The organism is Flavobacterium sp. (assembly GCF_044373165.1).
In the GTDB taxonomy this organism is placed as follows: domain Bacteria; phylum Bacteroidota; class Bacteroidia; order Flavobacteriales; family Flavobacteriaceae; genus Flavobacterium.
This window is the reverse complement of record NZ_JBILQL010000059.1, coordinates 1-14,821: the sequence shown is the minus strand read 5'-3', so window position 1 is coordinate 14,821 and position 14,821 is coordinate 1. Positions and strand designations below refer to the sequence as shown.

13 protein-coding genes are annotated in these 14,821 nt (G+C 36.9%); 12 read left to right on the top strand and 1 reads right to left on the bottom strand.

The features are described from left to right. From ACIQ32_RS08520 to proC, 7 genes are all read left to right on the top strand, one after another. On the top strand, positions 1 to 101 hold a 101-nt coding region (locus tag ACIQ32_RS08520), incomplete at its 5' end, for a hypothetical protein (RefSeq protein ID WP_396195265.1). Between the two features lie 95 nt (positions 102 to 196). Beyond that, the gene (locus ACIQ32_RS08515) at positions 197 to 2,227 is read left to right on the top strand and encodes a LysM peptidoglycan-binding domain-containing protein (protein ID WP_396195264.1); all 2,031 of its coding nucleotides are present in this window, start codon (positions 197 to 199) and stop codon (positions 2,225 to 2,227) included. After that, positions 2,227 to 2,631, top strand: coding sequence for an OsmC family protein (locus tag ACIQ32_RS08510; protein ID WP_396195263.1), 405 nt, complete (start codon positions 2,227 to 2,229; stop codon positions 2,629 to 2,631). Before ACIQ32_RS08515 ends, ACIQ32_RS08510 begins: the two co-directional genes overlap by 1 nt. A 91-nt stretch (positions 2,632 to 2,722) precedes the next feature. Next, positions 2,723 to 2,956, top strand: coding sequence for a DUF3820 family protein (locus tag ACIQ32_RS08505; RefSeq protein WP_396195262.1), 234 nt, complete (start codon positions 2,723 to 2,725; stop codon positions 2,954 to 2,956). Positions 2,957 to 3,116: 160 nt separating this feature from the next. Next, positions 3,117 to 4,730 carry a CTP synthase gene (locus ACIQ32_RS08500; RefSeq protein WP_396195261.1) on the top strand — a complete coding sequence of 538 codons (1,614 nt, stop codon included), beginning with the start codon at positions 3,117 to 3,119 and terminating at the stop codon, positions 4,728 to 4,730. Positions 4,731 to 4,775: 45 nt separating this feature from the next. Next, entirely contained in the window at positions 4,776 to 6,671 is a 1,896-nt protein-coding gene (yidC, locus tag ACIQ32_RS08495) for a membrane protein insertase YidC (RefSeq protein WP_396195260.1), read from the top strand. 72 nt (positions 6,672 to 6,743) lie between these two features. Next, positions 6,744 to 7,544 (top strand): pyrroline-5-carboxylate reductase, encoded by an 801-nt coding sequence (gene proC / locus ACIQ32_RS08490; RefSeq protein WP_396195259.1) that lies wholly within the window; start codon positions 6,744 to 6,746, stop codon positions 7,542 to 7,544. Between the two features lie 50 nt (positions 7,545 to 7,594). On the opposite strand, the gene ACIQ32_RS08485 is transcribed toward proC, so the two are convergent. Beyond that, on the bottom strand, positions 7,595 to 8,611 hold the full coding sequence (locus ACIQ32_RS08485) for a fasciclin domain-containing protein (protein ID WP_396195258.1): 1,017 nt from the start codon (positions 8,609 to 8,611) through the stop codon (positions 7,595 to 7,597). Between the two features lie 322 nt (positions 8,612 to 8,933). On the opposite strand from ACIQ32_RS08485, the gene ACIQ32_RS08480 reads away from it, so the two are divergent. From ACIQ32_RS08480 to ACIQ32_RS08460, 5 genes are all read left to right on the top strand, one after another. Next, positions 8,934 to 9,638, top strand: a complete 705-nt coding sequence (locus tag ACIQ32_RS08480; RefSeq protein ID WP_396195257.1) for a toxin-antitoxin system YwqK family antitoxin — start codon at positions 8,934 to 8,936, stop codon at positions 9,636 to 9,638. A 37-nt stretch (positions 9,639 to 9,675) separates the two neighbouring features. Further along, positions 9,676 to 10,863 carry a tRNA 2-thiouridine(34) synthase MnmA gene (mnmA, locus tag ACIQ32_RS08475; protein ID WP_396195256.1) on the top strand — a complete coding sequence of 396 codons (1,188 nt, stop codon included), beginning with the start codon at positions 9,676 to 9,678 and terminating at the stop codon, positions 10,861 to 10,863. Between the two features lie 28 nt (positions 10,864 to 10,891). Continuing rightward, entirely contained in the window at positions 10,892 to 12,514 is a 1,623-nt protein-coding gene (locus ACIQ32_RS08470; RefSeq protein ID WP_396195255.1) for a S8 family serine peptidase, read from the top strand. Between the two features lie 21 nt (positions 12,515 to 12,535). Continuing rightward, complete coding sequence (locus ACIQ32_RS08465; RefSeq protein WP_396195254.1) at positions 12,536 to 13,480, top strand: NAD(P)H-dependent flavin oxidoreductase; 945 nt, start codon at positions 12,536 to 12,538, stop codon at positions 13,478 to 13,480. Between the two features lie 391 nt (positions 13,481 to 13,871). Next, positions 13,872 to 14,821, top strand: a 950-nt coding sequence (locus tag ACIQ32_RS08460; protein ID WP_396195253.1) for a hypothetical protein, incomplete at its 3' end; no start/stop codon positions are given.

Here is a 14,821-nt window from a genome sequence, read left to right as displayed (position 1 = left end):
TGATGAAAATCTCTAACGAAATTATCAATAAAGTAAAAGGTGTGAATCGTGTGGTATACGATATCAGTTCAAAACCACCCGCTACTATAGAATGGGAATAGTTTTTGTTAACACAAAATAGTTGATGGAAAAAAAGGCAATTCTGATTGCATTTAAAAAGTTTTGTTAACTTTAACATTAAATAAAGTGTCTGTTTATGAAAAACCGAATTATTTTCTCAATGCTTTTTGTACTAAGTGTCACGTTTAGCACCTCGGCCAAACAAGATAAATATGTCAAGCATACTGTTGCGCAAGGGGAAACAATTACGATGATTGCTCAAAAATATAAGGTAACGCCTTACGATATTTACAAACTCAATCCCGATTCTCAAAACGGAATTGAGCTCAACAGCGTATTGTTAATTCCTCCAATCGCAGCAGACTCAAATCTTTCGGTTGGACCTAATCAAACTTCTCCAAAGAGTGGCAATCCTACCACGCATTTGGTACAGCCTAAAGAAACTTTATTCAGTTTGTCCAGACAATACGGAGTAACTGTTGATGCTATAAAATCAGCCAATGCCGAGCTGTTGAAAGATGGTTTGAAAATTGGGCAAACTATCAAAATTCCTTCCGGAGTTGCCGGTAGAGATACTTATGAAAAACCTACTTTAGAAAAGCCGGTGTCGGCACCAAAAGAAACTCCAAAAGCGGTGGTCAAAGCAGAGCCTAAAGCAGAAGTTGCTAAAGGCAATACAAATTTTCATATCATTGAACCCAAAGAAACCAAATACGGTATTTCTAAAAAGTATGGCATGACTATACAGGAATTAGAACGACTAAATCCGTCCATAGTCAATGATTTCCCTATTGGCTTAAAGTTGGTTATTTCCGGTAATCCTGAAGTTAAAGCAGTAGCCGAAACTAATAAAGTTAAAGAAGAAACTCCTAAAACTCCGGCAGTAAGCACCAAAAAATACCTTGAAGAATATGTTGTACGACCTAGGGAAACCATTTCAAGCATTGCCAACGATTATGGGATGACCGAACAGGAATTGATTGCTTTGAATCCCGAATTGAAAAAAGGAGTCAAATTAGGGATGATTCTTCGGGTTCCTAAAGGGCAGCGAAAAGAACCCATCAAAAAAGAACAAGGAAATTTATTAAAGAATATCAACACTAATGCGAGGAAACAACTCGCATTACTTTTACCCTTTAATCTCAGTAAGATTGAAAGCGATACCGTAAACTCCACACCAGCTCGATTAAAGAAAGACAAATTCTTGAACATGACTTTGGATTTTTATTCCGGAGCGCTAATGGCCATTGATTCTGCCCGTGTTTTAGGAATGAATGTCGACATCAAAATTTTAGATTCTCAGGAGACTAAAAACACTTCAAACGTAACCTCATTAGCAGCAGAAAAAAACCTGAGTACCATGGACGCTGTAATAGGACCATTTTATCAGGCTAATGTGGAAAAGCTAGCCGAAATTTTAGAGCCGTCAAAAACACCTGTGATTTCTCCTTTATCAAAAGAGTCGGGGAAGAAGTTCAGTAACCTGTACCAATCGATGCCGTCTTTGGAACAGATGCGTGCCTCGATATTCGATTTTATGAATGCAAAAGGCGGCAACATCATAGCCGTGGTCGACCCGAAAAAGGGCAGTGTCAAACAATACCTTCAAGAATCTCAAGCAGGTACAAGAATCGTGGGATTTACAGCTAAAAATACTTTTTCAGCAGATAGTTTAAGAATTTGTTTGAAAAAAGACAAAATGAATTATGTGCTTTTAGCCTCAGAAAGCACCGGAATGATTTTGGCCACAACCAATGCCATGTTAGCCGCTCAAAAAGATTATCAAGTGCAATTGGTAATCATGGAACCTAATGAAACCCTCGATTTCGAGGAGATTTCTTTGACTCGTTTAACAAAATTAAAGTTGTTGTATCCATCGTTGACCAGACCTAATGAAAGTGTTGAAGCCAATCAGTTTGATGCTAAATACAAAAAGCAAAATAAGATTATACCTAACGCTTTTGCCATTCGTGGATTCGATGTGACTTTCGATACTTTGTTGCGTTTGTCTCAAGAAAAAACATTCGAAGAAACTATTCAATCTGATGACTCAGAGCAAATAGAAAGTAAGTTCAATTACAATCCAAACAGTACTTACGGGTATTCTAACAGTGGTATTTACATCCTATATTACGACACCGATTTATCCATCAAAGAAGCCTCATAATGCCAACTTCAAAAGTTACTTATTTAGGAGAATTGCGAACCTCTTCTGTTCATTTACAATCCGGAAGCGAAATTATTTCAGATGCGCCAATTGACAATAATGGAAAAGGGGAAGCTTTTTCACCCACCGATACTGTCGCTAATGGATTGGCCAGTTGTATGTTTACCGTTATGGGCATCAAAGCCCGAGAAATGGGTGTGGATTTTTCAGGTTCTACCGCGGAAGTGACTAAGGTTATGGCAGCCGAGCCACGTAGAATTTCAGAAATTCACGTGACTTTTAACATGAGTATCAAAGCCGACGAAAAGACCAAAACCATCTTGGAAAGAACGGCATTGACTTGTCCGGTTCATTACAGTTTACATCCCGATATAAAAAGAGAAATAGTTTTTAATTGGAAATAATTTAGAATTAAGAGAATAGAAAATAGAGCATAGATTTTATTCTTATCAATTTCAAAAGTCTATGTTCTGTATTCTATTCTGTTTTCTTGTAATGAACGACCAACAAAAACTCCTCATCAAACTTGCCCATACCAAAATGCCTTTCGGTAAATACGAAGGCTATTATCTTATTGATTTACCCGAACATTATGTAGTTTGGTATTCCCAAAAAGGATTTCCAAAAGGAACTTTAGGAGAGCAAATGCAGTTGGTTTATGAACTCAAACTAAATGGTTTAGAAGATTTGGTGCGCAATATCAAGAAGCAATATCCAAATCCAATTTGAAAATGTAATAATTTGAAAATTTGTAGATGTAATTATTGCGTAGCATCAATCAAGAAATAATAATTTTCAAATCTTCAAATCCTAAAATCTTCAAATTAAATCGTACTTTTGCCTCGTTTTTTAAAACAACAACAACAACAACACAACATACAACATTACAATGAATCAAACCAAGTACATTTTTGTTACCGGCGGTGTGACTTCCTCTTTAGGAAAAGGAATCATCGCAGCATCTTTGGCCAAACTACTTCAGGCCAGGGGATATCGTACGACCATTCAAAAATTTGACCCTTACATCAATGTCGATCCCGGAACTTTAAATCCGTATGAACACGGCGAATGTTTTGTGACCGATGATGGTGCGGAAACCGATTTGGACTTAGGGCATTACGAACGATTTTTAAATGTACCGACTTCTCAGGCTAACAATGTTACTACCGGCAGGGTTTACCTTTCAGTTATTGAAAAGGAAAGAAGAGGAGAGTTTTTAGGGAAAACAGTTCAAGTTGTCCCTCATATCACCAATGAAATTAAAGACCGTATGCAATTGCTTGGAAAATCGGGTGATTACGATATTGTCATTACAGAAATCGGTGGTACAGTAGGGGATATAGAATCCTTACCTTATATAGAATCCGTGCGTCAGTTGGTATGGGAATTAGGGGAAAGCAATAGTATTGTAGTACACCTGACATTAGTTCCCTATTTGGCGGCAGCCGGTGAATTGAAAACAAAACCAACTCAACACTCTGTCAAAACTTTGATGGAAAGCGGAATCCAAGCCGATATTTTGGTATGCAGAACAGAACATGAGCTATCGGACGAATTGCGCCAAAAATTGGCCTTGTTTTGCAATGTTAAACGCGAAGCTGTAATCCAATCTATCGACGCTTCTACAATTTATGAAGTGCCGAATTTAATGTTGGAAGAAGGATTGGATATAGTTGCTTTAAAGAAATTAAACTTGCCCAAAAAAGCAGCGCCGGATTTAAAAACTTGGAATACTTTTTTACACCGATTAAAACATCCTAAACAAACGGTTAATGTTGGTTTGGTTGGAAAGTATGTAGAGTTGCAAGATTCGTATAAGTCTATTTTAGAAGCTTTTATACACGCCGGAGCAGCCAATCAAACTAAAGTGAATGTCATCAGTATTCATTCGGAATATTTGGATGAAGCCAGTGCGGCAGAGCAATTGAAAGGTTTAGATGGTATTTTAGTAGCGCCCGGATTTGGCGGCAGGGGAATCGAAGGTAAAATCGAAACCGTGCGTTATGCCCGTGAAAATAATATCCCGTTCTTCGGAATTTGTTTGGGAATGCAAATGGCTGTAATCGAGTATGCTCGAAATATTTTGGGCTTGAAAGACGCCAATTCAACCGAGATGAATGAAGTAACCAAAAACCCTGTAATCGCTTTGATGGAAGAGCAAAAAAATATTACTGACAAAGGCGGTACTATGCGTTTGGGGGCTTGGAAATGCGATTTGACACAAGATAGTTTGGCTTATAAAATTTACGGGAAAAGTCAAATTCAAGAGCGCCATCGCCACCGCTATGAGTACAATAACAAATACAGAGAGCAGTTGGAAGCTGCCGGTTTATCAACTTCCGGAGTAAATCCTGATACCGGTTTGGTGGAAATTGTAGAATTGAAAAACCATCCTTTTTTCATAGGTGTACAATACCATCCGGAATATAAAAGTACAGTTGCCAATCCACACCCAATTTTTGTTAGCTTTGTGGCCGCAATGGTAAATCATAAAAAACAGTAAGTAACTAAGTGATCTTTGTTGCTTCTTACGACAAATAATTAAAAAATGGAACAAAAAAAATTTGATTTTAATTCGATTATCGGTTTTGCCTTAATCTTTATCATTATCCTCTGGATGATGTACAACAACCGTCAAGACGAAGTTAAAGAGCAAGCCAAAGCCAAAACTGAAAAAGCAATACAAGACAAAGTTAAAAAAGAAGCCACTAAGGATGTGGCGCAAACCATCACCGATACTACAGTAGGTGATTCGGCTAAAATTCAAAAGCTACAAGGCAAGTTAGGCAGTTTTGCTTATTCGGCTACTTTACCCTCTGCCAAAGAATCGTTTACTACTTTAGAAAACGAATTAGTGACTTTAAAAATTGCCAATAAAGGAGGTTATATTGCAGAAGCGACTTTAAAAAACTTCAAGAAATTTGATAAGAATTCAAAAGAATTGGTGGAGTTGATTAAAACTAACAACGCTCAATTTAACTTGCAATTGCAAACGAAAGACAATCGAGTGCTTAACACCAAAGATTTGTTTTTTGAGCCAACTTTGACAACAGTAGAAGGAAACCAAGTCCTGTCGATGAAATTAAAAGCAAACGACAATGCTTATTTAGAATACAAATATGTCTTGAAACCAAAAGACTATATGTTGGATTTTGATATTCGTTCACAAGGATTAAATTCGGTGTTGAATACTTCAAAATCGGTCGATTTCCAATGGGATATGAAAACCTATCGCAATGAGAAAAGTATCTCTTACGAAAACCGTTATGCCGAAATCGTTTTTGAATACGAAGACGGTAAAGATGATTATGTAAGTCAAGGACGTGACCAAGAAGAAGCACCGGAAAAAGTGACTTATATCGCTTACAAACAACATTTCTTTACTTCAATTCTTTTAACCAAAACACCACTTGAAAAAGCGGTTTTGAAGTCCAACGATTTGGTACAAGACGAAGATAAAGACACCATTTTTACCAAAGAATTCAAAACTACTTCCGCACTAGCTTTCAATAATGGTGAATTGGATTATAAAATGAATTGGTATTACGGTCCGGCCGATTATACTTTGTTAAACAACTACGAAAGAAATTTGGATGAAATTATTCCTCTGGGTTGGGGCATTTTCGGTTGGATAAACAAGTTTATTTTTGTTCCGTTGTTTGGTTTCTTAAGTACTTTTATGGGATTGGGAATTGCCATTATAGTGTTTACTATTTTGATTAAGATTGCCATGTCGCCAATAACGTTCAAGTCGTTTTTGTCTCAAGCCAAAATGAAAGTATTGCGCCCTGAGATTATGGAAATCGGAGAAAAATTCAGTAAAGATCCGATGAAAAAACAGCAGGAAACCATGAAGTTGTACAACAAAGCAGGTGTAAATCCTATGGCTGGTTGTATTCCGGCTTTGATTCAGATTCCGTTTATGTATGCTTCTTTCCAGTTCTTCCCGTCAGCGATTGAATTGCGACAAAAGGGATTCTTATGGGCAGAAGATTTATCTTCATTTGACGAAATCGTAAAATTGCCATTCCGTATTCCGGTTTATGGGGATCATATTAGTTTGTTCCCGATATTGGCTTCTATTGCCATTTTCTTCTATATGAAAATGACTTCAGGAGATCAAGCCATGGCACAACCACCTCAAGAAGGTATGCCGGATATGGGTAAGATTATGAAAATCATGATTTATTTGTCACCGGTAATGATGTTGTTATTCTTCAATAACTATGGTTCCGGATTGAGTTTGTATAACTTTATTTCCAACTTAATCACTATAGGTATCATGTTGGTTATTAAAAAGTACTTTATCAACAGCGATAAGATTCATGCTCAGATTCAGGAAAATAAAACCAAACCCAAAGCAGAAGGCAAGTTCCAAAGAAAGATGAGAGAAATGATGGAACAAGCTGAAGAGCAAAAAAAGCTTCAAAACAAGAAAAAATAGTTTCCGAATTATAAATTTTCACAACTCTGTTTAAACACTTATTTTTAAACAGAGTTTTTTTATTTCAGCATTATGAAAGTACTAATTATAGGGTATGGCAACATGGGAAAAACCTATGCCAACAGTTTTATAAGTTCAAGATTCATCAAACCGAAAGACATTTATGCTTTGGTTCGGAATGAAATGTTCTCACTCTCGGACAGTTTAATTCCGAAAGAGAATTTTACCGCCATACCAACCGAGGCTATTGGCGAGTTTGATATTGTTATACTCGCTGTAAAACCGCAAGATTTTAATCTTTTAGCACAAAACATACGGGATTATTTAAAAGATTCTCAAATCATCTTTTCAGTTATGGCCGGAATAACATTGGTAACTCTGGAAAAGCAATTGAATTGCACCAAGATTGTTCGGTCTATGCCTAATATTCCCACTCAAATAGGAATGGGAATGACGGTTTTTACTGCTTCAGCTAGTGTAGACAGAAAAGAATTATTCATCATCCAAAATCTGATTAATACCACTGGGAAGTCGGTTTATGTGGAAAATGAAAAGCTAATCGATGCAGCGACTGCAATATCCGGCAGTGGACCGGCTTATGTTTTTTATTTCATGCAATCGATGATACAAGCCGCGGTTGATTTGGGTTTTAACGAGTCGGAAGCGGAATTACTTGTCAATCAAACTTTCATGGGTTCGGTAGCCATACAAAACAGTTATTCTTTATCCAATTTGGAATGGATATCTAAAGTAGCCTCAAAAGGAGGAACAACCGAAAGTGCGTTGCAAGTTTTTGAAAACGGGAATTTAAAACAAACTATAGTTGATGCGGTTAAAGCAGCTAATAATAGAGCTTTAGAGTTAGGGTCATAAAAAAAGCGCAGTTAAAAACTGCGCTTTGGTTTTTTCATAGCAATATATTTTTACAAAGTCGGCAATAGTACTTTGTCAAGCACGTGAATCACTCCATTGCTTCCTTGAATATCAGTAGAGATGATATTACTAGCTGTTCTGGTTGGTGCAAAAGTTCCTGTGATTTTAGCACCACCGGTTAATGAAAAAGTAATGTTTTGACCGTTTAACGTTGGAACGACTCCAGCACTTGTGCCTGAAACAATACCCGCTAAAGCTGAAGAACGAACATTACCGCTTACAGCATGATACTGTAAAACGCTCGAGAATTGAGCTCCTGTTGGTGAAATACCGGCAGTTGTAAGCTCAGTAATTAAACTAGTGAAAGCAGCATTGTTTGGCGCAAATAAAGTTGCTGGTGCAGCAGGAGTTAATCCGCTCAATACACCTAATACAGCACTTTGATTACCAAAAGTACCACCAGTACTAGTTACTACGGTTTGTAGCGTATCAAAATCAGGATTGTCAACCACATGGTCTACCAAAGTTGGGATTTGAATTACTCTGTTTACAATGTGAATTACTCCATTGCTGGCATCTACATCTGCAGTTGAAACTACTGCTCCTTTGCTGTCAACGCCACCATTTAAGGTTACAGTTGAACCTGATTTTTGAACAAACATGCTGATTGTAGGAGCATTTGCAGTTGAGTTAATTGGGGATAATGTTGAAACATAAGTCGATGCAGGAATATCAGTACTTTTGATTTCTGAAGCTACAACATGGTTTAATAAGATTGCTTTCAATACGTCCGCATTAACGTTATCAACAGTTACACCCGAACCCAAGGAAGCAAAAAACGTTTGGAAGGCAGCATTGGTTGGGGCAAATACGGTAAATTGTCCTGAACCGTTTAGAGTTGCAGTCAAACCTGTGCGATTTAAGGCAGTAACTAAAGTTGAAAAGTCGGCATTGCCACCGGCAATTTCAGCGATAGTTTGTTGTTGAGGCGTGTTGTCATCGTCACTACAAGATAACATTGTTAAAGCAATACAGGCAAAAGCCATTTTTTTGATTAGATTTTTCATAATAATTTTTGTTTAATGTTTCGGCTAAATTATGAAACATTGTTTAACAAAAATCAGTTAATGGTAAACAAAACTTAAATTTATAATTACTTTAACAGTTTTGTTTTATTTTCAGAACTATCTATTTTTAAGTGAATTACCTTAAATTAATTGGTTTTTACGATAATTTTAACTTCACTGGATTTTTAAAAAAGTTAAACAAAATGGGTTGGTTTTTTTAATTTAAATTTAACATTCTTCCGGTACTATAATCCTCGTTTTCCCGTTTAAGGAATTAAGTATAAATTTGCCACAGGTAATAATGTTACAAAACCACATGTATATGAAATATATCTTTCTTTTTTTGTTGTCAACTTTTTTTGCTTTTGCCCAAGACTATAATAAATTAGATGAAAACGGTAAAAAGCATGGCCTATGGAAAGGGTTTTATGAAGAATCTAAGCGACCGCGTTATGAAGGTACCTTTGAACATGGGAAAGAAGTGGGTTTGTTTAAGTTTTTTGATGATACCAAAGCAGGAACAGTTATAGCAACCAGGGAGTTTAATCCGAAAGACAATTCTTGTTATACTATTTTCTACAATCAAAAAAGCAATAAAGTCAGCGAAGGCAAAGTGGTTAACAAACAATTTGAAGGGGAATGGAAGTATTACCATGAAAATTCTCCTGCCATTATGAGCTTAGAATATTATGTTAATGGAAAACTCAATGGTGTTCGTAAAGTTTTTTATAAAAGCGGCATTTTAGCTGAAGAAACAACTTATAAAAATGGAGTAAAAGAAGGTCTTTACAAAAGCTACACCGAAAATGGAATTGTACTTGAAGAGAGTAATTTCAAAAACGGAATATATGAAGGTCAGGCTATCTTTAAAACCGCCGACAATAAATTGGCAGCACAAGGAATTTTCAAGAACGGCAAAAAAATCGGGATTTGGAAAGTCCTTGAAAAAGGAAAGCTAAAAGAGGTCAACATGAACAAGCAGGGGCGCAAATTCCAAAAAAGAGTTAAACCGCTAGAAGAAAACTAAATATTAGCCTAATTTTGCAACAAATTTTTTAAATCAAATGAAAAGAGTTGTTGTCGGATTATCAGGCGGGGTCGATTCCAGTGTTGCAGCCTATTTATTAAAAGAGCAAGGTTACGAGGTGATTGGGCTTTTTATGAAAAATTGGCACGACGATTCTGTTACCATTTCTAATGAATGTCCGTGGTTAGAAGATAGTAACGATGCATTATTGGTAGCCGAAAAACTTGGTATTCCTTTTCAAACAGTTGATTTAAGCGAACAATACAAAGAGAAAATAGTCGACTATATGTTCAAAGAATACGAACAAGGTCGAACACCAAATCCCGATGTATTGTGTAATAGAGAGATTAAGTTTGATGTTTTTATGAACATTGCTTTGAGTTTGGGCGCCGATTTTGTGGCTACCGGTCATTATTGTCGTAAAGGCGAAATTACAGTTGATGGCCAACCGGTATACCAATTGTTAGCCGGAAAAGACGGGAACAAAGACCAATCTTACTTCCTTTGCCAATTGTCCCAAGAACAATTATCCAAAGCGCTTTTCCCGATAGGAGAATTGACCAAGCCCGAAGTGCGAGAAATTGCGATGCGATTGGATTTGGTAACCGCTGAGAAAAAAGATTCACAAGGATTATGTTTTATTGGTAAAGTGCGTTTACCCGAATTTTTGCAACAACAATTACAGCCCAAAGAAGGTTTGATATACGAGATTTCTGCAACGAATGAAATTTATCAACAAGAACCCCCGATTTTTAATACTCTTGAAGAACAATTAGCTTTTGAAGCTAAGGGCGTTACTTATACTACGGCCAATGGTAAGGCAGTGGGAAAGCACCAAGGAGCTCATTATTTTACGATCGGACAAAGAAAAGGGTTGAATGTAGGTGGAACAAAAGAGGCTTTATTCATTATTGCTACCGATGTTAAAACAAATACTATTTATACCGGACAAGGACAAAATCATCCCGGTTTGTTTAAAAAAGCACTTCGAGTACAACCTTCTGAAATTCATTGGATTCGAAAAGATTTAGTACTAAAAAATGGCGGTTCTATGGAGGTCATGGCCAGAGTTCGATACCGACAAGCCCTGCAAAAAGCGACTTTGTATCAATTTGAAAGCGGTCTTTACGTTTCTTTTGACGAGCCACAATCTGCCATAACAGAGGGACAATTCGTGGCTTGGAATATTGGAGATGAATTAGTTGGATCGGGAGTAATTTCATAAATTAGCACTTTGCAAAACACAAAGCGCTATGAAAAAGCTTTACCTAATACCTTTTTTGCTGCTGTCAAGCATTGGATTGGCTCAAGAAGATGCTTGGGTTTATTTTACCAACAAGCCGAATGCTCAGTATTATTATGACAACCCGTTGCAAATGCTTTCTCAAAGAGCATTGGATAGAAGAACCAATCAAAATATTGCCATTGATATCAAAGATGTGCCGATCCACCAACAATACGTAGATCAGATAGACGCAACTCTAGGTATTGAGGTTAAGGCAAAATCCAAATGGATGAATGCAGTTCATGTTAGAGGAAGTGTAACAGATATTAATAATTTGTCTGCACTGGAATTTGTTAGCCATATTGAATTTGCTAACAGAAGCCTTAATGTCTCCGGAAGAAGTCAGAATTCAAATCAAGTCAATCTCTCTAACAGGGTCAATAAAACATTAGACACTCAAATTGCTTTTACCTATGGCAATTCAGCCAATCAAGTACAAATGTTGAATGCTCATCTATTACACCAACAAGATTTTACGGGTAGCGGAAAAATAATAGCGGTAATGGATGCTGGATTTCCAAATGTAAATTCTATTGCGCCTTTTCAAAGATTAAGAGATAACAATCAAATTCTCGGAGGATATAATTTTGTCAGTCAATCTAATGATTTTTACACCTCAAATTCACACGGAACTTTGGTGCTCTCAACAATGGGAGGTTATGTAGAAAGTCAACTGGTTGGCACAGCTCCCGATGCAAAATATTATTTATTTATTACAGAAGATACAGCTTCAGAAAATCCCGTTGAAGAAAGCTATTGGGTTGAAGCAGCTGAAATGGCTGATAGTTTAGGTGTTGATGTTATCAATACTTCATTGGGTTATTTTCAATATGACAACCCAAATTACAGTTATACTTATGCCAATATGGATGGCGTTACCTCCTTTATTTCCAGAGGAACGAATGTGGCTTTTAGTAAAGGGATGATTTGTGTGTCTAGTGCAGGAAATTCAGGTGCAGGATCAAATCCACACATAGCAGTACCGGCAGATGCCTTGCGCGGTTTTGCAGTTGGCGCAGTTAAAGCTGATGAAACTTATGCTGTATTTAGTTCAATCGGACCGACATTCGACCAAAGAATTAAACCCGATGTAATGGCGCAAGGTCAAGGTGCCATTGTGTCAAATACAACAGGCGCAATAGTAACCGCAAACGGGACTTCTTTTTCCGGACCTATTATGGCCGGCGCAATTACAAGTCTTTGGCAAGCCATTCCTTGGGCAACTAACCAACAAGTTTTGGATTTTGTTCGCCAATCGGCAAATCTTTACACTAATCCTACAGCTCAATTCGGATATGGAGTTCCCGATATGCAATCAGCGCTTACATTTGCTCAACTTTCAGTTAATGACAATGGTTTTGGTAAGTTTTTAGTTTATCCCAATCCGGTTCAGGATTATTTAAAAGTCTCTTTTCCCAATCATTTTAGTAAGGCCTCGATTTCTATATACAATAACTTAGGACAACTGATTCTTGAGGAAGAAATCAACCCGGATGCTATCATAGTTTTCGATAATTTGTCCAATGGTATTTATACCTACTCTTTAAAAAGTGGAGATTTTGTGCAATTCGGAAAATTGGTAAAAAAATAAATAAAACGCGAGTCAGGCAAAATGAATAAAATCACCCAACTTTTCAATATAAAATACCCTATTATTCAAGGAGGAATGATATGGAACAGTGGCTATAAATTAGCCAGTGCCGTCAGTAACGCCGGTGGATTAGGATTAATTGGTGCCGGATCTATGTATCCGGATGTTTTAAGAGAGCACATAAAGAAATGTAAAGCTGCAACCGACAAACCTTTTGGAGTCAACGTACCGATGCTTTATCCCAATATTGAAGAAATCATCCAGATTATTATAGAGGAAGGCGTTAAGATTGTTTTTACTTCTGCAGGAAATCCAAAAACTTGGACAAGTCATTTAAAGTCACACGGTATTACAGTTGTTCATGTGGTTAGCAGTTCCAAATTCGCTTTAAAAGCACAAGAAGCCGGTGTTGATGCTGTCGTGGCAGAAGGTTTCGAGGCCGGAGGACATAACGGAAGGGAAGAAACAACCACTTTTACATTAATTCCTATGGTCAAAGAGCAAATTTCAATTCCCTTAATTGCTGCCGGCGGAATTGCTACAGGTCGAGGAATGCTAGCAGCTATGGTTTTAGGTGCTGATGGTGTACAAATGGGTTCACGATTTGTTGCTTCTTTTGAAAGTTCGGCCCATAATAATTTTAAAAACACCGTGATTTCAGTTAAAGAAGGAGATACGCAACTCACATTAAAGGAATTAGCACCGGTGAGGTTAATCAAAAATAAGTTTTATGACGACCTGCAAGAGTTGTACGCCAAATGCCCTACCATAGAAGAATTGAAAGCGTTGTTGGGCAGAGCAAGAGCTAAACGCGGAATGTTTGAAGGAGATTTGATTGAAGGGGAATTGGAAATAGGGCAAATTGCTGGTTTGATTCATGAAGTCAAAACTGTCGAAACCATTATTAATGAAGTTATAGCTGATTTTAATTCGGCTAAGGATCAATTAATAAATCCGCTTTTTTAAAAAAAACTCACCGTTAATATTTTGATGTTGATGGGCTTGATTTTGAATCAAACTTATCAACATTTTTTTATTTTTTCAATTGCTTCAAAACTATTGATAACTTCTTTTTTTTTTATCTTTTCTATTTGTAAATTATTAATTTTTAGTAACATGTGTTTTTATGCGTGCTGTCTGCAATTGTTAATAATGTTGATTATTTTGTTTATAACATTTTAATAACCCAAATTGTGCCCCAAAAATTATAAGTAATATAGTGGTGGCAATTTTACCTTTGCTTTTTACAAAAATTGAATGTTTTAAAGCAGTCAAAAAGTTGAGTTTTGGTATTTTGTTCTCGTTATGAAAGGGAGTAATGTTTCAAGGATTATAATTGTTTTAAATAGAACTGCTTATGGGCATAACTACTCTAGCCAAAAATTACTTTTTTTATTGTGTTTTATTGTTAGCACTATTTGGGCAGAATAGTTACGTTTATTCTCAATGTCCTACAGTTACCAATTCTAATCAGTCTTTTTGTGATACACAGTCTCCAACAGTAGCCGGTCTTCAAGCTGTTGATAATGGTGGTGGCATCAGATGGTATCCTACTGCTACTTCAACTGCCGCGTTATCTTCTTCTACGGTTTTGGTCAATGGAGAAGACTATTTTGCAGATGATAATACCGGTACTTGTGGTGCAAGACAAAGTGTTACGGTTACAATATATTCTGCTCCTACAGGAGCTAATTTCCAAGGGGTTTGTGTCACCAGTTTGAATCAAGCAACTCCTTCTAATCCTCAGTTTGTTATTGCCGGGAATAATTTACAATGGTATACTGTGCCTGTAGGTGGAATAGCTATTACTCCAACAACTATTTTGAGTGATAACACAATTTATTACATCAGCCAGGTTAATCCCGATACCGGTTGTGAAACCTCTAGATTGTCGGTGTTTGTTAATGTAGGTTTAGTGCCGCCTCCTACAGGTAATCCAATTCAAGAATTTTGTAATATACCCGGAAGTCCACCAACGGTAGCCGACCTTGTTGCAACAGGAAATAATAATTGGTACTTAACTTCTGCATTTGGCATTCCATTGAATCCGTCAACACCATTAGTTAATGGGCAGTTTTATTACGCCACTACTGTCGATCCACCTTGCGAAAGTAGCGATAGATTTGCAGTTTTGGTAAATATTTATGAGTTAAACGATGCAGGGAATGATGGTCAAAGAAATATTTGTATTGATCAGTTAGCTGCCACAGCTCCTTTTGATTTATTTAATTTGTTAGGAGGAACACCTGATATCAACGGTGTTTGGACAGGTCCAACACCAACATCAAATGGTTATCAAGGAACGCT